Below are 22,762 nucleotides of genomic sequence, written 5' to 3'. Positions count from 1 at the left end.
AAAATCTAGCAGCGTTTTCCAAAAAATATCAACAGGTTACGGGCAAAAATACCCAAATCCCGGTATTTGGCCCCAAAACCAGGGGTCGGCCACCCGGGGCCAGGGAGGAATCTGTTATATTCGCCCCTGATTATGCCATCCATAAGCCGGGCCTTGCGGGTCCTTTTTACCATTTATGCCTTTTTGCCCTTCACGGCCTTCCTGCTGCTGGTCTTTCCGCTGGTGGTGGCAGCATCGTTCTTTGGGAAGATAAAGGGGGGCAATTTTATCTACTGGCTTTGCCAATGCTGGTCTGATTTTGTGATCTTTATGCTGGGCATCTTTCACCGCAACATCTTTGAAACGCCCCATGACAGGAACCGGCAATATGTATTTGTATTCAACCACAGCTCTTTCCTGGACATCCCCATCCTGTTCAAGGCCATCCGGGGGCAACATTTCCGGGTATTGGGAAAAGCAGAGATGGCAAAGATCCCCCTCTTTGGCTTTATATATAAGAATGCCGTGGTGATGGTGGAGCGGGATAACCCCGAAAACAGGGCAAAAAGTGTAAAACAACTCATATCGGTGCTCAAAAAGGGCATCTCGGTCGTCATCAGCCCGGAAGGCACGTTCAATATGAGTACCGATCCTTTGAAGGAATTTTATGACGGGGCATTCAGGATCGCCATCGAAACACAGACACCCATCAAACCCATTTTGATCCTGGATGCGTATGACCGCATGCACCACAGCAGCATTTTCTCTCTTAACCCGGGCAGGTCAAGGGCTGTTTACCTGGAAGAGATCAGCGTGGAGGGACTGACCCTGGATGATGTTGCTACCTTAAAAGGAAAAGTGTACCAGGCGATGGAAGACGGATTAAAAAGGTACAAGGCAAGCTGGATAAATGCCAAGGCAGGAAATATTAACTGAGAAATTCAGGTTAACTTTAGATGAGCTAAGATGAACAAGGAAAATGAAATAGCATTTGCAGTTGAATCATCCGGTCTATGGGCAACGATCATTCTTCCACTGGCGGTTCCCACCACATACACGTATACTGTTCCGTCCCGTTTAAAAGAAAGGGCCCAACCCGGTTGCCGGGCCGAAGTGGTCTTTGGCAAACAGAAGAAATATGCCGGTATAATCGGGTCCGTATCGGATAAAAAACCCGATTACCCTACCAAGGAGATATTGAATGTACTGGACGATGCCCCCATCCTGTACCCGCAGCAATTACAACTCTGGCAATGGCTGAGCGAATATTACATGTGCACCGAAGGCGAAGTGATGGCGGCGGCATTGCCCACGCATTTTAAACTGAGCAGCGAAACCATTTTAATTTACAATGAAGAGGCCGGGGAGGATTTCTCTAACCTGAATGACGAAGAATTCCTGGTAGCGGAAGCATTGCTGCTGAAAAAGGAACTCCGGCTTACAGAGGTACAGCAGGTACTGGACATCACCCATGTGTATCCCATCATCAAAAAACTGATCGATAAAAAGGTATGCCATGTGTGGGAAGCGATGGATGAGCAATACAAAATAAAAAAGGAAAGCTATGTGCTGCTGAACCCGGAATACAGCAATGAAGATAAGTTAAGCGACCTGCTTAATAATTGGAGCCGGGCGCCTAAACAAATGGAACTATTGCTGGCTTATCTCCATCTTCAGAAAACAGGAGGCGATGTTACCCAGGCTGAGCTGTTAAAAAAATCAGGCGCATCAGTGGCCCAGTTGAAGGGCCTGGTGGATAAGGATGTGCTGGTCATAGAAAAACGTGCCGTTGACCGGGTAAGGTCCATGCCAAAGAACGTGGAAATAGATTTTGAGTTTAGTGCAGCCCAGCAGGAAAGTTCCGATGCGGTGGCAAAAGCATTTGAAACAAAGAATGTTTGCCTGCTGCATGGCGTTACCAGCAGCGGTAAGACCCAGGTGTACATTAAACTGATCGAAAAATATTTTTCGGAAGGCAAACAGGTCTTATACCTGTTGCCGGAGATCGCGTTGACCACCCAGATCATCCGCCGGCTGCAGAAACATTTTGGCGGCAACATCACCATCTATCACTCCCGTTTCAACAACAACGAACGCATTGAATTATGGAATAAGATACGTACCGGCGAAGTGCGGATCGTGCTGGGTGCACGGAGCGCCCTTTTCCTGCCCTTTAAAGACCTCGGGCTGATCATAGTGGACGAAGAGCATGATGCTTCCTTCAAGCAGCAGGATCCGGCTCCCCGGTACAATGCTAGGGATGCTGCCATTTACTATGCATCGCTGTTCAAAGCGAAAGTGCTGCTCGGCAGCGCCACGCCCTCGGTGGAAAGTTATTACAATGCCCTGCATGATAAATATGCATTGGTGGAACTGAATGAACGTTTCGGCGGCATCAAATTGCCGGAGATAGACATCATCAATACCCGGCAGGTAGCCCAGAAGGGCAAAGTGATGATCAGTCCCCAGTTGAAAGAAGCCATGCAGCAGGCGCTGGATGCCGACCGGCAGGTGATCCTGTTTCAAAACCGGAGAGGTTATAATCCTTACTGGTCTGTGGCGTGTGTGGTTTTATTCCGCAGTGCACCCATTGCGATGTTTCTCTTACGCTGCATAAGTTCAGCAATAAACTGCATTGCCATTATTGCGGCAGTACCTATCCCAAATTAATTACCTGCCCGGCATGCGGCAGCAATAACTGGCTGGAGAAAAATTTCGGGACCGAAAAGATCGAGGAACAGCTGGAAGCGGATTTCAGCAAATACAAAATAGCCCGGATGGATGTGGACAGTGTGCGGGGAAAAACGGCGCATGATAACCTGATACAATTATTCGAGCAGCACCGGCTGGATATCCTGGTGGGCACGCAAATGGTGGTGAAGGGGCTTGATTTTGACAAAGTAAGCCTGGTAGGCATACTGGATGCAGATGGTTTGCTGGCCTTTGCCGATTTCCGGGTGAATGAACGGGCTTTTCAGCTGATGGAGCAGGTGAGTGGTCGGGCCGGCAGAAAGAAGGAGCAGGGCAAGGTATTCATACAGACCAGCAACCCCAAGCACCCGTTGCTGCAGCTGGTTCAGCAACATGATTACAAACAGTTCTATGCGTACGAGATCGAAAAGCGGAAGGAATTCTTTTACCCGCCGTTCAGCCGCATCATTTTACTTACTTTGAAACACAGGGATAAAGATATTGTAGGGGCTGCTGCGGAAAAACTGGCAACTTTGCTGAAGCAGGACCTGAAGGATTTTGTAGCAGGACCAGCTGCACCCGTAGTGAACCGGATCCGCAACCAATACCTGATGGAGATACTGATCAAGCTGCCAAAAGAGCCGGGCATGAGTTTACGGTATAAAGCGGCCATCCGGAATTATATAAACCTGGTGAATGCAGAGAAGAATTTCAAGAGTGTGACGGTGGTGGCGGATGTGGATACGAATTGATTAAAAAGTAAAAATTAAGAATTAAGAATGAATGTGCAGGAGAATATATCACTCAGGTCGTTTAATACATTCGGGATCGATGTTTCAGCAAAACAATTTGCCCGTTTTAATTCTGTTGACGAATTACATGAACTGCTTGAATTCAACACACGAACAACGACCAACGGACAACGATCAACGCTGATCTTAGGCGGCGGCAGCAATATCCTCTTCACCAAAAATGTGGATGGCCTGGTCTTAAAAAATGAGATACTGGGGATAAAGGAGATCAAGGAAGACACCCACCATGTATATGTACAGGCGGGGGCAGGCGTTAACTGGCATCATTTTGTGCTGCATTGCATTCAAAACGGCTGGGCGGGGGTGGAGAACCTTTCATTGATCCCCGGCAATGTGGGCGCTTCACCCATGCAGAACATCGGGGCCTATGGGGCGGAGATAAAAGATGTGTTCTTTTCGCTGGAGGCCTTTCATATCCCGGATAAGAAGATCATACACTTTTCATTGAATGATTGTGAATTCGGTTACCGGGATAGTGTGTTCAAACGGAGATATAAAAATGAATTTGTCATCACCCATGTTACTTACCGGCTAAACCGTATCCCGCAGTTCAATACTTCCTACGGCGCCATCGAACAGGAACTGGAAAGGATGGGTGTGAAACAATTGAGCATACAGGCCATTTCGCAGGCGGTGATCAATATCCGTTCTTCGAAATTGCCCGATCCGGCGGATATTGGTAATGCGGGAAGTTTTTATAAGAACCCGGAGATCAGCAGTTCGCAGTTTGCAGTTCTCCGTTCGCAATTCCCCGGTATAGTTGGATATGATTTACCAAATGGAAATGTAAAGCTGGCTGCTGGATGGCTGATTGAGCAATGCGGGTGGAAGGGCTACCGCAAAGGCGATGCAGGTTGCCACGAAAAGCAGGCATTGGTGCTGGTGAATTACGGCAATGCGGGCGGCAATGAGATTTATAATTTGAGTGAAGAGATATTGCTGAGTGTGAAAGAGAAGTTTGGGGTGGTGCTGGAGAGGGAGGTGAATATTGTTTGAGTTGACTAAAAAAGATGTTAAATTTTAATCAATGTTACGCGTATGAATACATCAATAAATATTCAAAAGCTGATCCCGGTCTTTTTTGTTTGTCTTTTTATAGCCTTGATACCTTCATTTTTTTTCTGGTATATCCTGCTACTGGCTATATGTATTAAAGCATTTGTCATCCTTTGTATTATCGACTATATCAAAAGAACCACAATGAGAAAAAAAATTGGTTTGCTGCTGTCTGTAATGATCCTGGCAGCCATTGCTTCATTGGTTATTTTATATTTTTTGAATTCCCTGGATCCGAATTCTATTTAAGTTGGTTTATCGGTTAACCAGGGAAATGATTTGATTGCATTTATGTTATTTCTTTTTCAGCGCTTCTATTTCATTTTTTAATTCCCCGATCATTTTTTGTTGTTCCTTGATCGCATTGATCATCATGTACGTCATGGCCGATGTATTGATATCAAGGTATTCCTGCCCGTTCTTCTTGAATTGTCCCACCATGTATGGTGCAATTTTCTGCAGGTCCTGGGCCACTACGCCCACATAAGATGGCTTGGTGTCATAGCCGGATATTGTGTTGTAATTGTATTCAACAGGTTCCACCTGTAATAATTTGGAAAGCCCTTCGGTGTATGGACGGATATTCTGCTTCATTCTTATGTCGGAAACAACGGTCCAGGTTCCGGTGCCGGGCTTGGCTGCATCGTCTGTAGAAAGTTCTAACCGGTGGGCAGGGGTTCCGGTGCCGATTCCTACTCGTCCGTTGAGCCCATCCATGTACAGGAGGTTTGGGAAAGCCGGAGACTGGAAGTTCAATCCATTGGTACTGGCAGTTCCCCCGAGGTAAAAGCGGGTAAGGATATTCGGGAAAGAATTATCGCCAAAGGTCAGCTCGTTCACATTATTCATTCCGGCTATCTTGTAAAATATGGTATTACCGAAGTTTGAAGCGTAGTGGAAAAAATTATTGTCGAGATAGGTATTGTTCTGAAAGCGGCTATCGCCATTCACCTGGAAACGACGGGTTAGAAATACCGGGCTCTGGTTAATTCCCACCCTTCCGTTGAGCCCATCTATGTATTGGAGGTTTGGGAAAGCCGGGGACTGGAAGTTCAATCCATTTGTACTGGCAGTTCCCCCGAGGTAAAAGCGGGTAAGGATATTCGGGAAAGAATTATCGCCAAAGGTCAGCTCGTTCACATTATTCATTCCGGCTATCTTGTAAAATATGGTATTACCGAAGTTTGAAGCGTAGTGGAAAAAATTATTGTCGAGATAGGTATTGTTCTGAAAGCGGCTATCGCCATTCACCTGGAAACGACGGGTTAGAAATACCGGGCTCTGGTTAATTCCCACCCTTCCGTTGAGCCCATCTATGTATTGGAGGTTTGGGAAAGCCGGGGACTGGAAGTTCAATCCATTGGTACTGGCAGTTCCCCCGAGGTAAAAGCGGGTAAGGATATTCGGGAAAGAATTATCGCCAAAGGTCAACTCGTTCACATTATTCATTCCGGCTATCTTGTAAAATATGGTATTACCGAAGTTTGAAGCATAGTGGAAAAAATTATTGTCGAGATAGGTATTGTTCTGAAAGCGGCTGTCGCCATTCACCTGGAAACGACGGGTTAGAAATACCGGGCTCTGGTTAATTCCCACCCTTCCGTTGAGCCCATCTATGTATTGGAGGTTTGGGAAAGCCGGGGACTGGAAGTTCAATCCATTGGTACTGGCAGTTCCCCCGAGGTAAAAGCGGGTAAGGATATTCGGGAAAGAATTATCGCCAAAGGTCAACTCGTTCACATTATTCATTCCGGCTATCTTGTAAAATATTGTATTACCGAAGTTTGAAGCATAGTGGAAAAAATTATTGTCGAGATAGGTATTGTTCTGAAAGCGGCTGTCGCCATTCACCTGGAAAAGCCGGGTAGCGGTTGGGGTATTAATAGCAACACGTCCGGTGGCATTCAGTATCCGCATGTTTTCCGCCCCGTTTGTTTTAAAGACCAGGTCTGCGGGATCAGTTGTTCCTACGAAATTTGTACCCGCAATGGTTCCTCCGTTTCCGGTGGTACTCCACCCGGTAAGCGGCGTGCTGCCATCGGTCATCTTTACCCAGCTGCTGCCGGTATAAAAGTAAAAGCCCGTTCCGCTTCCGCCGGTGATGGCTGCATTCGTATTATATACCATCAGGCTCGTTGCCGGGGCCGGGATGGTTGTTACATCGGTAACATCGGTCAGACCGATCCTTGGGATCAGCATGCCTTTATTTAAACTGCTTACATCCAGCAGGGCAGAAGGATGCGCTGTTGCACCCGTAGTATTAATGGCAAGGCTTTGTGCAGCCATATCAAAATAAAGCGACATGGAAAATAAAATGCATCCTGTTATTTTTAAACTGAGCAGTTTAGGGAAGAATATCTTTTTCATTTCAGGTAAATTATGTTTATAAAGTACCTTAAAATACTGTTTTTTTAATATGATTTATATCAGTATTGTAGCCAGGCCCCGTTTTTCCTGTTACCGGCAAAGCGGGAAAGCTCCTATGGAACACGATGCTGCGCTGTATAATACATTGCCAAAGTTTTAAACTTTGGCAATGTTTATCATGTAGATGGAGGTCTTCTTTGTTGAAATAAGGATGCCGGTGTTATCTGATCCTGTCCCCCAGTTCTTTTATTCTTTTTTCCAGTTCATCGATCCGTTGTTTCTGGGTATCCAGGTTCTTTTTCTGCTCTTCAATGATGACCTGCTGTTCCTGCATGCCCTTTACAAGGGGTACAACAAACTCGGCATAACGCAGTCCATAAAAATCTTTTTCATTTTTTGGTTTGTCCACGCCGCTGAAAGCAAAGCCTGCTTTTCTTGCAGCAGCCTCTACTTCCTGTGCAATGAAACCAGTGGTCACTTCCGAATACTTATCACCGGTAAGAAAAACCGGCACTTCGCCTTTGCCTTCCATGTTCTCCGCAATTTGTTTTCTCCGTTCATTCACGCCATTCATGTCATTTATCTTATCACGGTTCAGCTGGTAGGTAACTGGTCTTAATTGAGTGATGAACCGCAGGCCGGGTACATTTTCCTGCACGTTTTCCTTGAACCTGCCATCCGAGATATTCGTCCAGTTTTGGTAACCGCCTATGGAACCCACAAAGACATTGCCGATGCGTACCATATCTGTTCCCGTGCAGCTGGCATCAATACCGATGGACGTAGTGTTGAATAAATTGGATGCATTTGGCCCTGTGTTATACCCCACGGCTGTATGATAAGCACCGGTCGTATTCAGCAGGAGTGAATTGGAACCGACCGAAACACTCTGAAAACCGGATGTATTGGCTAGTAGTGCATGATACCCTGCTGCCGTATTGTTGTTTCCGCTGGTATTATTGTACAGCGGTCCAAACCCCGTGGCAGTATTTGAAAACCCCGATGCATTGAAATATAATGCAGCAGCCCCGACGGCAACATTATTATCTCCCGTGTTGGCTCCCTGCATTGCATGTTCTCCGACGGCCGTATTAAAATTTCCTGAGGTACTAAGTGCCAGGGCTAAGTTGCCGGTGGCTGTATTCCCAAACCCGGTAGTATTACTTAAAAGCGCACCTGTACCTGTTGCGGTATTATTACTTCCGGTTATGTTGGCATAAAGTGCATTGAAACCATTGGCCACGTTATTATTTCCGGTTGTATTTGAGTACAGTGCATAATACCCGTTGGCAGTATTTCCACCACCGGATGAATTGGTATATAAAGACCAGTATCCATTTGCGGTGTTGTAGCTACCGGTTGTATTTGAGTAAAGTGCCTTGTAACCCATGCCGGCATTTCCCATTCCGGATGTGTTCAGGTAAAGGGCACTGTCACCAACGGCCGTATTCTGGTAGCCGGTCGTATTTGAAAAAAGAGCACTGCGGCCTGCGGCGGTATTGGAATAACCTGTTGTGTTGCTCCGGAGTGAAAAATTGCCGACTGCAGTATTGGAATTGCCGGTAGTGTTGAGGTAAAGTGATAATGTTCCCAATGCAGTATTGTCTGACCCCGTTGTATTGGTATAAAGGGCGTTTAATCCAAGGGCGGTATTGAAATTTCCTGTTGTGTTCTGATACAGGGCAGTGGCCCCCACAGCGGTATTGCTGTTGCCCGTAGTGTTGTTGCGCAGACTGGATGCGCCGAAAGCAGCATTGGTTCCGCCGGTGGTATTGGAATAAAGTGCAGAAGGGCCAACGGCTGTATTGGCACTGCCGGTGGTATTATCGTGCATGGCATTCCAGCCCATGGCCACGTTGAAACTTCCTGTTGAATTGATGAAGAGTGCCTGCACTCCATTGGCCGTATTGTATCCGCCTGTTGTGTTGCTGCCAAGTGCTGAGAGCCCCACAGCCGTGTTCTCATTACCGGTCGAGTTGCCGCTGAGTGCATTGGAACCAACGGCTGTGTTCCATTGGCCGGTTGTGTTGGCAGTGAGTGCAACGGAACCAACAGCTGTATTATCGCTTCCGGTTGTGTTCGTGGATAGCGTTGCATTGCCAAAGCCTGTATTACCGAAACCGGTAGTATTGGAAAACAATGAGAAAGAACCCGTAGCGGTGTTGCTGTTTCCGGTAGTATTTGCCGTGAGCGCTTTGATACCTATGGCCACGTTCTCACGCCCGGTGGTGTTTGCCATCAGCGTCTCGGAGCCAAGGGCTATGTTGTAATACCCGGTGCTGTTGTTATGCAATGAACGGTAGCCCATTGCGGCATTATCAAAACCGGTGGTATTGCTGAACAGGGAACGGTACCCGAATGCTGCGTTATTGGTTCCCGTGGTATTCACGATCAATGTTCTTTCTCCAAAACTGGTATTTAAATTCACTGCATCCATATAGCCCGACTGAAATCCGTTTACCTTGAACATGAATCCTACATTATCCGTTGTGCCGATGAAATGGGCGCCGGGTGTGGTGCCGCTGTTGCCTGCTGTGCCCCAGGTAACAAGCGGTGTGTTTGCATCCGTTACCTTCACCCATTTGGTGCCGTCGAAATAATAATAACCCAAACCGCTGCCACCGGTTATTGCGGCATTGCTGTTATACACCAGCAAACTGGTGGCCGGGCCGGAGATGGTTGCCACATCGTTGATGCTGCTTAAACTTACCCTGGGTATGAGCAGGCCTTTGTTGGTACTGCTTACATCCAGGATAGCTGAAGCATGAGCAGTGGCTCCTGTTGTATTTACAGACAGGCTTTGGGCGCCGGTATTCTGGTGTATCAGCGTAAAGCAAACCGGGAAAAAGACCGTAGTTATCTTTTTCAGGATAGAAATGTTCATATTGGGCAGTTTAATTGCGGGTGAATCTTGTGTAGTTTATTGTACTAAAGATATCGGAAATTTTTATTCCGCTACTACCGGAAAAAGGGGTGTCGGGTCATGGTGAAGAATAACTGGGTAAGAACTTTGCCAAAGTTCAAAACTTTGGCAAAGTCTATCGACTAATTAAAATCGTCCTCGTTGAGATCATCTTCGCTGAAATGCTGTGTACCGATGTTGAGCATACTTCCCATCAGGTCTTTGAACTCGATCTTCCCTTCCAGTACTTTTTTACTGATCAGTGAATGAGCGGCCAGGCCATGCAGCACAAACTCCATCAGCAGGGCATTCTCCTTGTCATTCGCCCCTTTGAAATATTTTTTCACCAGGGCATGCAGGCCATCTACTTTATACAATAACTGTACTTTGTCTTCATCGGTTGTTTCAAAGAAAGTATTCAATGTATTGCCGGCATCAAACCAGCGGGTGATGGACCGGTATGGATTATCATCCGGTACCGCTTCTTTGCCTCTTTTCTTTTTCAGCGTATCGGGGTTGGGAAAGTAAAGGCCGAATTGAGTGCGGATGGAGCGTTCCAGCAGGTTGAAGGCAACCTGGTAAGGGCCTTCCTGTTCGCCTTCATACACCAGTTCTATTTTTCCCGTGATGGAAGGGATGATACCGATGAGATCACTGATCCATACCTGCGTTTCTTTTTCATTGTTGATGAGGGCCCTTCTTTCTGCGGCACTGATGGCATTCTCATAAGCGCTGATGCTGAGCCGGGCACTCACCCCGCTTTTCTTATCCACCAGTTCACTGCCCCTTGCTTCAAAAGCAACCTGTTCGATCAGGCGTTTTACCAGGTCGCTCACATTTACTTTTTGTTTCTGGGCATCGTTGATGGCTGCTTCCTGTCCGGTGATCGCCAATGCGGTTTCCAGTGATCTTGGATAGTGGGTAAGTATCTGGCTTTCGATCCTGTCTTTCAGCGGCGTTACAATGCTTCCCCGGTTGGTATAATCCTCGGGGTTGGCCGTGAATACAAACAATACATCCAGCGGCAGTCTTAATTTGAATCCACGGATCTGCAGGTCGCCTTCTTCCAGGATATTGAACAGCGATACCTGTATCCTTGCCTGGAGGTCGGGCAGTTCGTTGATGACAAAGATGCACCGGTTGCTCCGGGGAATGATGCCGTAATGCAATACCCGTTCATCGGCAAAACTTAATTTGAGGTTGGCAGCTTTGATGGGATCAATATCGCCGATGAGATCCGCAACACTTACATCGGGTGTAGCTAATTTTTCTCCGTAGCGTTCGCTTCGGTGCAGCCACGTAATGGGAGTGGCATCTCCTTTCTCTTCAATAAGGTCAACCGCATACCTGGAAACCGGGTGCAGCGGATCGTCGTTGATCTCACTTCCTTCAACAACGGGAATGTATTCATCCAGCAGTTCGGTCATCTGCCGGGCCATCCTCGTCTTTGCCTGTCCACGCAAGCCGAGGAACAGGATATTATGCTGCGATAACAAAGCCCTTTCTGTATCCGGCACCACCGAATCTTCATAACCCAATATGCCGGGGAAAGGATCTTCCTTTGCCTGTATCTTTTTGATGAGGTTGTCCCGGATCTCCTGCTTGATGCTTTTGGAAATATAGCCGCTCTTTTTTAATTCGCCGAGTGTTTTGATTTTTTTATTCATAGCCGGTAAGTCGGTAAGACGTTTTGTTTTGTTAAGAATATTTTTTGCAGGTAAGCCGGTAAGACGTTTTGCTATTATTCAACACAATATCTTCTGATCCCGTTTTTTATTACAGGGACATTAAAATTTAAAATGAAACCTACATGTAATTTTGTTAAGGTCAGATGACTGATTATTTGCGCCTGCCAAAGAGGATTTATGATCTCAACGGCTTTAAATTCACAAATAATAAGATCATCAACCAGCACATCCATTTTTAATCCTTCATCAAATTCAAGCCCATCATATTTTATGGGCAATTTGACCTGGCGCTTATAAGGAATTTCTTTCTTCTTTAATTCATGACAAAAGCAGGCTTCATAAATTTTCTCCAGTAGTCCTGGCCCTAATTGGCTATGTACTTTATATGCACAATCAACTATCTCTTTGCAAAGAAATTCTTCCACATCAGTTAAAATATACACTGTTCAAATATTTTATTCCGTCTTGCCGTCTTCCCGGCAAAAATAATTCCTGTTTTGAGTCTCAACCTGTTTTGAGTTATACTGAGATGCTTCGTTCCCTGCCTACCGGCAGGCAGGCTCAGCATGACAGTCCTTTTAGAAATTTCGTTGCATTTAGTACACCGTCTTCCTTTTCCCGCTCTCAAAATCCTTAAAAATAAATGCTCCCAGTTTATCCAGCGATGCAAAGAACGCCTTGCCGTTGTTCGTTTCGGTGAACTCCTGCACAAAGCGCTGCAGCCAGGGGTCGGATGCGATCATGAACGTGGTGATGGGGATCTTTAGTTTTTTACATTGGGTGGCTAAACTCATGCATCGGTTCAGTATTTTCCGGTCAGCACCCCAACTGTTCTTATAATAACGCTTGCCTACCTTTAAGCATGTCGGCTTCCCATCGGTGATCATGAATACCTGTTTGTTGGGGTTACGCCGTCTTCTTAAAATATCCATCGCCAGTTCCAACCCGGCAACCGTATTGGTATGATAAGGCCCCACCTGCAGGTAGGGAAGGTCCTTTACTTCGATGGGCCAGGCATCATTACCAAACACCACGATATCCAGTGTGTCTTTCGGGTATTTGGTCTGGATGAGCTCACTCAATGCCATGGCCACTTTCTTTGCCGGTGTTATCCTGTCTTCACCATATAATATCATCGAGTGGGAAATGTCGATCATCAGCACGTTGGACGTCTGTGATTTGAAATCCGTTTCCCGGATCTCCAGGTCATCTTCCTGCATGCGGAAGCTGTCGATGCCGTGATTGATCTGTGCATTGCGGATGGAACTGGTGAAGTCGATCTGTTCCATCGTGTCGCCAAACCGGAAGGGTCTTGTCTCCGGGTTTATCTCATCGCCGCCGCCGGGTTTGAATGTATGGTGGTTGCCCGTTTTGGTTTTCTTCAGCTTGCCGAAGATCTCCTCCAGGCTTTTACGGCGGATGCCCCGTTCGGTCTTTGAAGTGATCCTGATCTCGCCCGTCTCTTTTTTTTCATCAATATATCCCTTGTCTTTCAGGTCTTCAATAAAATCGCCGATGCCGTAATCGTTATTGGTGAGTTTATATTCTTTGTCCAGTTCGTTCAGCCATTGCATGGCTTCATTGAAATCGCCGTTGGTATAGGTAAGGAGTTGCAGAAAAAGGTCCAGCAGTTTCTCAAAGGGAGACCTGCCATTTTCATTGGGGTCGTATTTACTGAAGTTATATCCTAACAATGTTCCTGTTTTATAACGTGGGTCACTAAATTACGAAACAAATCTTTGCAGCAGTTTGTTTGGTATGTTAAATAAAAATCCCCCGGATGACCAGGGGATTTTATCGATGCTTAGTTGTTTATCACTTTTTCGGTGAATCCGGTTTTGCCGGCACCACCGGTTGTGTGGTTATCTGCCCGGGTGCTTCCGCCGGCATGGCCGATCTCAGTTTATACTGGTCTTCAAACTGCATGATACGCACCAGTAGCTGTTCTGCAGAAACCTTATCGCCGCCTCTTCTGCCGGTCTGGTCACCGTATTCAAATACGCCCAGCTGGTCATCATTGAGAGATGCATAATATTTGATCTGCTGGTCCAGGTCTTTCTTCAAACTCCTGGTTATTTTACTTGCCAGTACGGTATCACCCGCCTCATAGGCAGCCTGCAGCAGGAGGTGCGAAACATAGTTGTGCTGCTGGTTACGGGAAGCCAGTCCATACGGGAAGTTCTCCTCCAGCATCATTTTATCCACTTTGTTCAGCATTTTCCTGGCTTCTTCTTTTTTATTTTTAATGGCCAGGTCAATGGCTGCCGATGCATAGGCCATGCGGATGGTGTTCAGGTGACGACGGTTCTCCTCATCAAAATATACACCGGGTTTGTCGGCATTGCCTGCCGCAAATTTTGTCATCATCTTATCATATACCCAGGAGTCATTCACCTCGCTGTTTGCCACAGGCACCAGGCGGTAACTTAATCCATCCTGGCGGATGTAATTCTGGAAGCCGAGCCCGCCACCATCCTGTGATGTGAAGTAGATGGGTCGTTTCCATTGATTGGCAGCAATGATATTGAGTATGGCTGCATCATTCTTGAATATCACATTCTTGGTTATCTGGAACTGAACCTGCGAAACCACGCTGTCGTCCGGATTAACGGTCCCGTTCTGGCGCACGAGGTTAACATCAACCGGGATGAATACATTCTTGGTCGGGAAGATATTCAGCATGCTGCCGTCCCTTCCCTGTTCCATTTTACTGGGGTTGTCGCTACCGGCAAAATCTTTCATTACCGAGTAGAGGTCCATGGGTGCAGAAGGATCGGTGGTGATGCCGGCACGTGCCCTGTATTTATTAATGAACGCCGTGTTGTTGCCATACAGTGATTCAACCGAATTCACGATAGCCCTGTTGGCTCCTTCTATCTGTGCGGCCGTCCAGATGGGATCTATGGGGTCGCTTTTATTTACTTTATAACGAAGCTGGTTGATGTACCAGTCGGTGCCCAACAAACTGGAGTTGATCACCCGCACATCCTGGCGGATACCCTGCACTTCCTGTGCATACCAGAGCGGGTAAGTATCGTTGTCGCCGAAAGAGATGAGGATGGCATTGGGCGCACAACTCTCCAGGTAATCGATGGCCAGGTCCCTTGCGAGCGTTTTTTTACTGCGGTCATGGTCGTCCCATTCCTGGCTGGCCATTAACACAGGCACTGCCAGCAAGCACAAACCACCGGCAACCACATTGGTCATCATACTATTCTTAATGAACTTTGAGAAAAGTTCTTTCACATATAAAACTCCCAGCCCGATCCATATGGCAAATGCATAGAAGGAACCTACGTAGGCATAGTCACGTTCACGTGGCTGGTTGCCGGCCTGGTTCAGGTAAAAAACAATAGCAAGACCGGTAAATAAGAACAGCAATCCTGTAACCAGCGAATCCCGTTTGTCCCTCATCACCTGGTAAATAAGTCCGAGGATGCCTAAAATAAGCGGCAGGAAATATAGTTTGTTATTTGCTTTGTTGTGCTTCAGCGTATCGGGCAACATATCCTGGTTGCCTAATCTCAGGTTATCCAGGAAACCGATGCCGCTTTTCCAGTTGCCGTCACGCACATTGGCCATGTTCACTCCCTGTATGTCATTCTGCTTGCCGGCAAAATTCCACATGAAGTAGCGCATGTACATCCATCCCACCTGGTAAGCCGTGGCAAATTTCAGGTTCTCACCCACGGTTGGGGCCCTTTCCCAGTTACCCTGCTGGTCTTTTCCGATGCCCATCCATCCGGCATAATAATCGGCATGGCCCTGGTCGTTGCTCTGGTCCCACATACGGGGGAACAGGTGCATATCTTCGGGTGCGTAAACGTATTCCACTTTTCTTCCGTTCTTTTCATACTTACCGTTGCTCTTCACATAGGTCTCGGTCACTTTATTATCGATGGGCTGGGCGGTAAAATCCTGTCCGTACAGGATAGGCCAGTCGCCATATTGTTCACGGCTTAGATAACCAACCAGGTTCACGGGATTGTCTACATTGAACATATCCACGGAAGGGTCGGCATTGGAACGTACCAGGGTGGTGAAATAAGTGGAGTACCCCAGCAGCATGAAAACAAAACTCCAGAGACCCAGCTTTAAAAAATTCCAGTTCTGCTTTGCGGCGATCTTCAGGCCTGCATAAACCAATGCGGCAATGAAAATAAAGAAGAAAGCAAAGCCGGAGAAGAAGGGCATGCCCAGGCTGTTCACAAAGAAGATGTCGAAGTTACCTGCGCCTTTGATGGTCCAAACAACAACTGCTTTTTGTACAAGGCCGGTGATGATGCAACCGATGACAAAGGCCCAGAAGGTCCTCCATTTGGTTATTTTTTCGTAGCGCTTATAAAAATAGATCACAACGATGGCAGGAATGGTAAGCAGGTTCAGCAGGTGAACGCCGATCGACAATCCCATCAGGTAGAAGATGAGTATGATCCAGCGGTCGGCCTTGGTGAAATGGCCTTTGATGCCTTCTTTCATTTCTTCATCTACATTCTGCTCCCATTTAACCATGGCCCAGAAAACGAGGGCGGTAAAAAAAGAGGACAGGGCATATACTTCACCTTCCACGGCGCTGTACCAGAATGAATCGGAAAAAGTATAGGCCAATGAGCCTACGATGCCGGCGGCCATGATCCCGTAGATCTTTTCTGTGGTTAATTCAGCACCGCCTTTTGTGACCAGTTTGCGGGCAAAATGGGTGATGGTCCAGAAAAGGAATAATATGGTGAATCCGCTTGCCAGGGCACTCATCAGGTTGATGCCGGTGGCGGCGGTATCGGGCCCGAACGGGGCCATGAACAAACGGCCGATCAGTACAAACAGGGGGGCGCCCGGCGGGTGGGGTATCTGCAGTTTATAAGCGCTGGAAGCAAACTCCCCGCAATCCCATAAACTGCCGGTAGCTTCCATGGTCATGATATAAACGGAACAGGCAATGATGCAAATGATCCACCCGGTAATGTTGTTGATGCGTTTAAAGCTCATAGTATATTTTGGTTATATCCGATACCTATCGGGAGGCAAATATAAAGTTAGTTTGCTGTATATGGTTTGCCGTTTATGGTTTTTTATCAGTTTTTTGCGACCTCACCACCCTTCCTCCTCTCCTACGGGAGAGGAGGCGGTACATAGAACTGGTCCAGCCATTAAAACTTCCACATCATCATTGGCTCTTTATTCAGCAATAATTTAACCAGTATTTTTTTTCAAAACATAATCTTCGCTTAGGTCTCCGAGTGCTCTTTCCTCCTGAGCGGAGTTGAAGGAGGGAGGGTTCCGATAGCGATCGGGGGGTAGGTTTCTTCGCAACGATCTTCTCCATTTCTCTCATCATTTGCAAAACATGGTCTTCGCTTAGGTCTTCCAGTGCCCTCTCCTCCTGAGCGGAGTCGAAGGAGGGAGGGTCCCGATAGCGATCGGGAGGGGTGAGGTCTCTTCGCATTTATCTATCGGGGAAAGGAACATTGGTTCTTATCTTTGTTGCTCCATGAAAAAAGCCCTGGTACAACTTCATATTGCTGTTTTCCTTGCCGGCTTCACCGCCATACTGGGCAAACTGATCACACTCAATGAAGGATTGCTGGTATGGTTCAGGCTGCTGATAACCGTGGTTACGCTGGGCGCCATCTTATTTTTCCGGAAACAACTGAAACAGGTGCCTTTCAACGATGTGTTGAAGATATCCGGTGTGGGGGCGATCGTTGCCATACACTGGGTCATGTTTTATGGCAGTGTGAAATATGGCAATGTTTCGGTGGCATTGGTCTGTTTCAGTGCCACGGGTTTCTTCACCGCTTTTTTTGAGCCGCTGATCCTGAAACGAAGGCTTTCGCTGGTGGAAGTGTTGCTGGGGCTGATGGCGATCGCCGGTATCTACATCATTTTCGATTTTCACCCGCAGTATAAGATGGGGGTCATCTTCGGGATACTGTCGGCCATGGGCAGTGCACTCTTTCCCATTTTCAATAAAAGACTGCTGATCGTATACGAACCAAAGATCCTTACCCTGTATGAACTGGGAGGAGGCTTGCTTGCGTTGACGTTATTGGTTCCGCTGTACCTGACACAGTTCCCGGCAAATTATTACCTGCCCACCAGTACCGACTGGCTGTGGTTACTGGTGCTGGCCTGGTTATGCACGGTGCTCAGTTTTGACCTGCAACTAAACGCATTGAAAAAAGTATCCGCCTTTACCGCCAACCTTACGTATAACCTGGAACCTGTTTACGGCATCATCCTGGCCTTTATCTTTTTAAGGAGAATGAGAACCTGCACCGGGAATTTTATGTTGGTGTGGGATTGATATTGCTGGCAGTTATTTTACAAATGCTCCGGATAAGGCGTGCATACCGTAAATATCCCCCCGGAAACGGATCTGTCGATCAGAGATAATCAATTTCGGTATCCATTTTTGCAAAGGTCTTGAACATGGCAAAAACCCCGCAGTATTTTTCGGTTGACAGGTTCACGGCCTTGATCATTTTGGGTTTGTCTTCTTCAGCCAGTTTTATTTTATAGGTGATCTTCACCAGGTTGTAGATCCTGGGGTGTTCGTTGGTGAGCGCTGCATGCACGTGGATGCTGAATTGGCTGAACTCCACTTTCATTTTATTCAGGATCGAAACAATGTCAATGCCGGTGCAGCCGGCCAGAGAGGCCAGCATCATGCGTTTGGGGCTGGGGCCACTGTTGTCGCTGATCTCATCAGAGGGGTCATCCATGGTTATTTTATGCCCGTCAATGTCGGCGGTGAAGGACATGTGCTGGTTGAATACGGTGGTTACGTTGTGTGTTGTCATAATCTGTTATTAAGCGGGATTAGTTTAAAGATAAGCGTTGCATAGCCGGAATTCTCCACCTGCTCGATCCGGATGGTATGTTTTCCGTTCAATTCAATGGTCGCATTGTGATGGGTGTCTTCATCGTATTTATATTTAGAGACATCCCAAAAGTCGATCATTAATTTACCATCAACAAAAACTTTTACCAGGTCGTCGGCGGTAACACTTAACTGGTACGATCCTTTTTCCACTTCCACGGTCCCGGTGGCCACGATGGCAAAAGAATCAGCCGGCAGGTTTTTACCGATAGAACCCCACCAGGTGTAGTCGACCTTTTTTGCCTGCTCCGTTTTTACCGGGGTATTATTATAAACTGTTTTGAACAGGTCGTAGTTCTTATTGGGGTTGTGTGCTGCATCCCAGCTATACCAGTTCACGGTCCAGTTGATATCCGGCTGGTAATCCCGGAATGAAAAATCAACAGCTTTATTTGCTGACTGTCTCCTGCCAAACTGATCCGTGAATGCTTCGCCGGTATATTCCATCTTCAGTTGCACATCTTCCCCGTTCTTTTGCGCTGTTAGCTCCGCAGGGAACGTTCCTTCGGTCTGGCTGATGTTTGTTACTCCTTTTGAATTCTTGATTTTGAATTTTCCCTTTGGTCCCAATACATCAAAATGATAAACCTGGTTGCTGTCGATCTTTTTTAAGAAGAGGATGGGGTAGCGGAAATCATAGGGGCCCCATTCGGTGATGCGCATCTGGCTGCGGCCTTTGGGAAAATTGGTGACAGGTATCTCTTTTGTTTTCCATTCAAGAACAGATTCATGCATCTCAAAAAGAGGAGCCGGGGCTACATTAGCTTGAGAATCCAAATCATGAACAGTACTGTCTTTCTTTATCTTTAAGGCCGTATTATTATAGGAATTCGCTCCCAAAGTAATGTCACTGGTCAAGTTAAAATCTAAAGCGATAGCTTCATTATTGAAACTATTGCTATAAAGAAAATACCGCATACTTCTTGTATCCCGCTTGTTTGCATAACCCCAGTCTGAAGGTTGTGTCCTTCTTGCCCACAATTTTATAGCTGCCTGTTTGTTGCTGGTAAACTGATTGCCGAAAATACTGTTATGCTGTCCGTGTTCAATCGCAATACCGATCCTGTTCTTTTCAAAAATGTTCCCATTGATAGATGTCTGCCAACTGTAACCGCCCCAAATACCATGGTCACATTCATTTATGATATTATCTTTAATCTGATTTTTGGAAAAAGTTATTTCCACCCCGTTTGTAGGCGCATAGCTGAAATCATTTTTATAAACATAATTATCATTACAGCCTCCTTCTCCCGTATCCATGGTGGTTTGTCCCGCCCATAAAAAGAAACCATCACCACTGTGTGTTACACTGTTGTACGCAAATACATTTTCATTGCATTGTTCAAAGATGAGTATGCCGGCACTGTCCTGGCCCCGGTGGTAAAATCCGTGGCTGTGGCCCCGTACATTAAAATCAAGTTTGTTGTGCAGGATATTGTTGCGGCTGCTGCGGTACATGCCGATGCCGATGGCAGAATTGAAAGAGAAATCATTGTCCGTGATCAGCCCGTCATTGCTCCGCATCATCATCAGGGCACATTGGCCGCCGGTGATGATGTTGTTCTGAATCACTGTTTTGCTGCAGTCCTTTAAATAAATGCCGGCGCCATACCGCAGCCATTCGTCGTTCTCATTGTGGTGGTAGCTCATCCAGTCGCTCACGTCTTCATGAAGCCAGGTGCTTTGTAACTGCTGGCGGTAGTTATAGCTGAAGTCAGAATGTTCGATCTTCAGATTCGTACAGCCTTTTGCCATCACCGCCACTTTATAGCCACTTACCCGGGCATTTTTGATGGTAATATCATTTCCTTCGATCAGCAGGGCCAGGCCATAAAATTCATTGGGCAGTTGTTTGTTATTGCTGCCCAGCAGCAGGGCATTATTAAAATCCACCGTAATATTGTTGCCTTTTATCCGGATCACGGGCCTGTCCAGGGATTCATATCCATTGAACCGGTAGCTGGCTTTTTTAACCTGCATGGAGGCGGTTATGACCATGCCGGGTTTCAGTTCAGCCGGTACGGGGCCGGAAGCCATGGTCAGCATGGAAGGAAGTAAAAGAGCGATCGCCAGGAAGCCGGTTTTAAGTATTTGCATGGGGGTAAAGGTAGATTTATTCACAATTTGAGTTGAATTGTGGGCAGATTTCTGCAAAAAAGGAAAAAATCTTCCATTTTGAACCAAGATTATTGATATTAAACCTTACCTTTGCCGTCCAAAATTTAGTACTATGGCTAGAGTATGTCAGGTGACCGGGAAGAAGCCGGTAACAGGAAATAAGGTTTCTCACTCAAATATCAAGACAAAACGCCGGTTTTTACCCAACCTGCAGACCAAGCGTTATTTCCTTGCAGAAGAAGACAAGTGGGTTACCCTGAAGGTTTCATCCGAAGCGATCCGGACCATCAATAAAAATGGCCTGTTTTCCGTAGTAAAAAAACTGCGTGCTGCAGGAGAAAAAATCTAAAACGTTAATCCGTTAATCGGTTAACACGTATCAACGGATTAACTGATTAACCAATAAACAATACAAAAAATGGCAAAGAAAGGAAACAGGGTACAGGTAATTCTGGAGTGTACCGAACACAAAACAAGTGGTCAGCCGGGTACAAGCCGTTACATCACCACGAAGAACAAGAAGAACACACCGGAGCGTATGGAGTTAAAGAAATTCAACCCCATCCTGAAGAAGGTGACTGTTCATAAAGAAATCAAGTAAACGTTAATCCGTTAATCGGTTAATACGTATAAACGGGTTAACTGATTAACTACTAAACATAAGATCATGGCAAAAGCAGCTAAAACAGCGATAAAAACCAAAGACCAGAAGGCAGCAGCCGACGCTAAGAACTGGACAAAAGTGATACGTACCTTGCGCAGTCCTAAAACGGGTGCATACACGTTCAAGGAAGCGATCGTACACAAAGACAAGATCAAGGAATTCCTGGCGAGCTGATTATTCCGTCATGAATAAAATTATACAACTAAGCTGTTCTGTTTTTCAGAATGGCTTTTTTTGATACTGGATACGAGATACCGGATACCGGATACGAGAGCAGGATAGTGGCAGTGTTCAAATAATGAAAACCTTTTTAATTTTCAGCGTGTATCATCCCGGATCTTGTATCCGGTATCCTGCATCCCGCATCCCGAATCAACTCAACAACCATGGGTATCTTCGATAAATTATTTGGAAAGAAACAGCAGCAGGAAAGCCTGCAGCAGGGTTTGCAAAAGACCCGGGAGGGATTCTTCAGCAAAATAACAAAAGCCATTGCCGGAAAGAGTACCGTGGATGAAGAAGTGCTGGACGACCTGGAGAATGCCCTGGTAAGCGCCGATGTGGGTGTGGAGACAACGGTCAAGATCATTGACCAGATAGAAAAAAGGGTAGCCAAAGACAAATACCTGAATACTTCCGAACTCAACAATATCCTGAAGGAGGAGATCCGGGATATTTTAGTGAGCGCCCCGCAGGACAGCAGCTATGAGAACTATGAACTGCCTGCCGGCCATAAACCCCATATCATCCTGGTGGTGGGCGTGAATGGTGTGGGAAAGACAACCACCATTGGCAAACTGGCGCACAACTTTTCAAAAGCAGGGAAATCGGTTTTGCTGGGTGCGGCGGATACCTTCCGTGCTGCTGCCGTTGACCAGCTTACCATCTGGAGCGAACGGGTGGGAGTACCCATCGTAAAAAAAGATATGGGGAGCGACCCGGCAGCCGTGGCCTTTGACACCGTGAACAGCGGTGTGGCTAAGAATGTGGATGTAATTTTGATCGATACAGCCGGGCGCCTTCACAATAAGGCTCACTTGATGGATGAACTTACGAAGATCAAGCGGGTAATACAGAAAGTGATACCAACAGCGCCGCATGAAGTGATGCTGGTGTTGGATGGCAGCACCGGGCAGAATGCGCTGGAGCAGGCCAAACATTTTACGGCCGCTACGGATGTAACGGCGTTAACCATCACCAAGTTAGACGGAACAGCCAAGGGCGGCGTGGTACTGGCCATCGCCAGCCAGTTTAAGATACCTGTAAAATTCATCGGCGTAGGGGAAAAAGCAGAAGACCTGCTGGTTTTTGATAAGGCAGATTTTGTGGACAGCCTGTTTAATATGCCTGCTTAATAAGTTCACTTTTCTAAAATAGTCACTTCCGGATTTTCAGGTACTGATCGTTTTTATACAGCTGCTGCTTTTTATATTTTTAAAATGCTGACCGGTTTGCAAATTCAGTTTCTGCACATACCACTTCTCTGCTAAAAAATAAATGCAACGTACAGAAAAGAAGAAGCCCCTGTAGAGACAGGGGCCGGTTACCAAAACTAACTGCTTATGAGAAAATCTTTATTGCTTGATTATTACAACACAAATATCC

The 22,762-nt window shown here is 46.5% G+C and carries 14 protein-coding genes and 2 pseudogenes; 8 read left to right on the top strand and 8 right to left on the bottom strand.

The genetic code is table 11. From position 1 onward, the window contains the following. The first annotated feature begins 132 nt into the window (after positions 1-132). The 3 genes and pseudogenes from IPJ02_04335 to murB all read left to right on the top strand — a co-directional run bounded on the left by IPJ02_04335 (position 133) and on the right by murB (position 4,478). Positions 133-915 (top strand): 1-acyl-sn-glycerol-3-phosphate acyltransferase, encoded by a 783-nt coding sequence (locus IPJ02_04335; protein MBK7374803.1) that lies wholly within the window; start codon positions 133-135, stop codon positions 913-915. Positions 916-945: 30 nt separating this feature from the next. Beyond that, positions 946-3,422: pseudogene (gene priA / locus IPJ02_04330) on the top strand (primosomal protein N'). A gap of 27 nt (positions 3,423-3,449) precedes the next feature. Beyond that, complete coding sequence (murB, locus tag IPJ02_04325) at positions 3,450-4,478, top strand: UDP-N-acetylmuramate dehydrogenase (GenBank protein MBK7374802.1); 1,029 nt, start codon at positions 3,450-3,452, stop codon at positions 4,476-4,478. A 354-nt stretch (positions 4,479-4,832) separates the two neighbouring features. On the opposite strand, the gene IPJ02_04320 is transcribed toward murB, so the two are convergent. From IPJ02_04320 to IPJ02_04295, 6 genes are all read right to left on the bottom strand, one after another. Further along, positions 4,833-6,905, bottom strand: coding sequence for a tail fiber domain-containing protein (locus IPJ02_04320; protein ID MBK7374801.1), 2,073 nt, complete (start codon positions 6,903-6,905; stop codon positions 4,833-4,835). Between the two features lie 220 nt (positions 6,906-7,125). Then, positions 7,126-9,789: a tail fiber domain-containing protein gene (locus IPJ02_04315; GenBank protein MBK7374800.1), complete on the bottom strand. Its 2,664-nt coding sequence runs from the start codon at positions 9,787-9,789 to the stop codon at positions 7,126-7,128. Positions 9,790-9,950: 161 nt separating this feature from the next. Next, entirely contained in the window at positions 9,951-11,474 is a 1,524-nt protein-coding gene (locus tag IPJ02_04310) for a magnesium chelatase (GenBank protein MBK7374799.1), read from the bottom strand. A 74-nt stretch (positions 11,475-11,548) separates the two neighbouring features. After that, the gene (locus IPJ02_04305; protein MBK7374798.1) at positions 11,549-11,938 is read right to left on the bottom strand and encodes a GxxExxY protein; all 390 of its coding nucleotides are present in this window, start codon (positions 11,936-11,938) and stop codon (positions 11,549-11,551) included. A 153-nt stretch (positions 11,939-12,091) separates the two neighbouring features. Next, positions 12,092-13,189: a hypothetical protein gene (locus tag IPJ02_04300; protein ID MBK7374797.1), complete on the bottom strand. Its 1,098-nt coding sequence runs from the start codon at positions 13,187-13,189 to the stop codon at positions 12,092-12,094. Positions 13,190-13,310: 121 nt separating this feature from the next. After that, a complete protein-coding gene (locus IPJ02_04295; protein MBK7374796.1) occupies positions 13,311-16,481 on the bottom strand; it encodes a DUF2723 domain-containing protein in 3,171 nt (1,056 codons plus the stop codon). Between the two features lie 502 nt (positions 16,482-16,983). Here IPJ02_04295 and IPJ02_04290 point away from each other — a divergent pair. Then, positions 16,984-17,888: pseudogene (locus IPJ02_04290) on the top strand (DMT family transporter). Here IPJ02_04290 and IPJ02_04285 read toward each other — a convergent pair. Further along, positions 17,879-18,295 carry an OsmC family protein gene (locus IPJ02_04285; GenBank protein ID MBK7374795.1) on the bottom strand — a complete coding sequence of 139 codons (417 nt, stop codon included), beginning with the start codon at positions 18,293-18,295 and terminating at the stop codon, positions 17,879-17,881. The pseudogene IPJ02_04290 and the gene IPJ02_04285 sit on opposite strands and share 10 nt — an antisense overlap. Beyond that, on the bottom strand, positions 18,292-20,472 hold the full coding sequence (locus IPJ02_04280) for a right-handed parallel beta-helix repeat-containing protein (GenBank protein ID MBK7374794.1): 2,181 nt from the start codon (positions 20,470-20,472) through the stop codon (positions 18,292-18,294). Before IPJ02_04280 ends, IPJ02_04285 begins: the two co-directional genes overlap by 4 nt. A 133-nt stretch (positions 20,473-20,605) precedes the next feature. Between IPJ02_04280 and rpmB the strand changes: the two genes are divergently transcribed. The 4 genes from rpmB (at position 20,606) to ftsY (ending at position 22,512) form a co-directional block, all read left to right on the top strand. After that, the gene (gene rpmB, locus IPJ02_04275) at positions 20,606-20,842 is read left to right on the top strand and encodes a 50S ribosomal protein L28 (protein MBK7374793.1); all 237 of its coding nucleotides are present in this window, start codon (positions 20,606-20,608) and stop codon (positions 20,840-20,842) included. 69 nt (positions 20,843-20,911) lie between these two features. After that, positions 20,912-21,094: a 50S ribosomal protein L33 gene (gene rpmG, locus IPJ02_04270; protein ID MBK7374792.1), complete on the top strand. Its 183-nt coding sequence runs from the start codon at positions 20,912-20,914 to the stop codon at positions 21,092-21,094. A 66-nt stretch (positions 21,095-21,160) separates the two neighbouring features. Then, the gene (locus IPJ02_04265; protein MBK7374791.1) at positions 21,161-21,331 is read left to right on the top strand and encodes a DUF4295 domain-containing protein; all 171 of its coding nucleotides are present in this window, start codon (positions 21,161-21,163) and stop codon (positions 21,329-21,331) included. 212 nt (positions 21,332-21,543) lie between these two features. Beyond that, positions 21,544-22,512 carry a signal recognition particle-docking protein FtsY gene (gene ftsY, locus IPJ02_04260; protein ID MBK7374790.1) on the top strand — a complete coding sequence of 323 codons (969 nt, stop codon included), beginning with the start codon at positions 21,544-21,546 and terminating at the stop codon, positions 22,510-22,512. Positions 22,513-22,762 lie beyond the last annotated feature (250 nt).

The sequence above is a fragment of the Chitinophagaceae bacterium genome (assembly GCA_016710165.1).
Taxonomy (GTDB): domain Bacteria; phylum Bacteroidota; class Bacteroidia; order Chitinophagales; family Chitinophagaceae; genus Ferruginibacter.
Note: the sequence above shows the minus strand (reverse complement) of the source record. Positions and strands in the feature narration are given on the sequence as shown.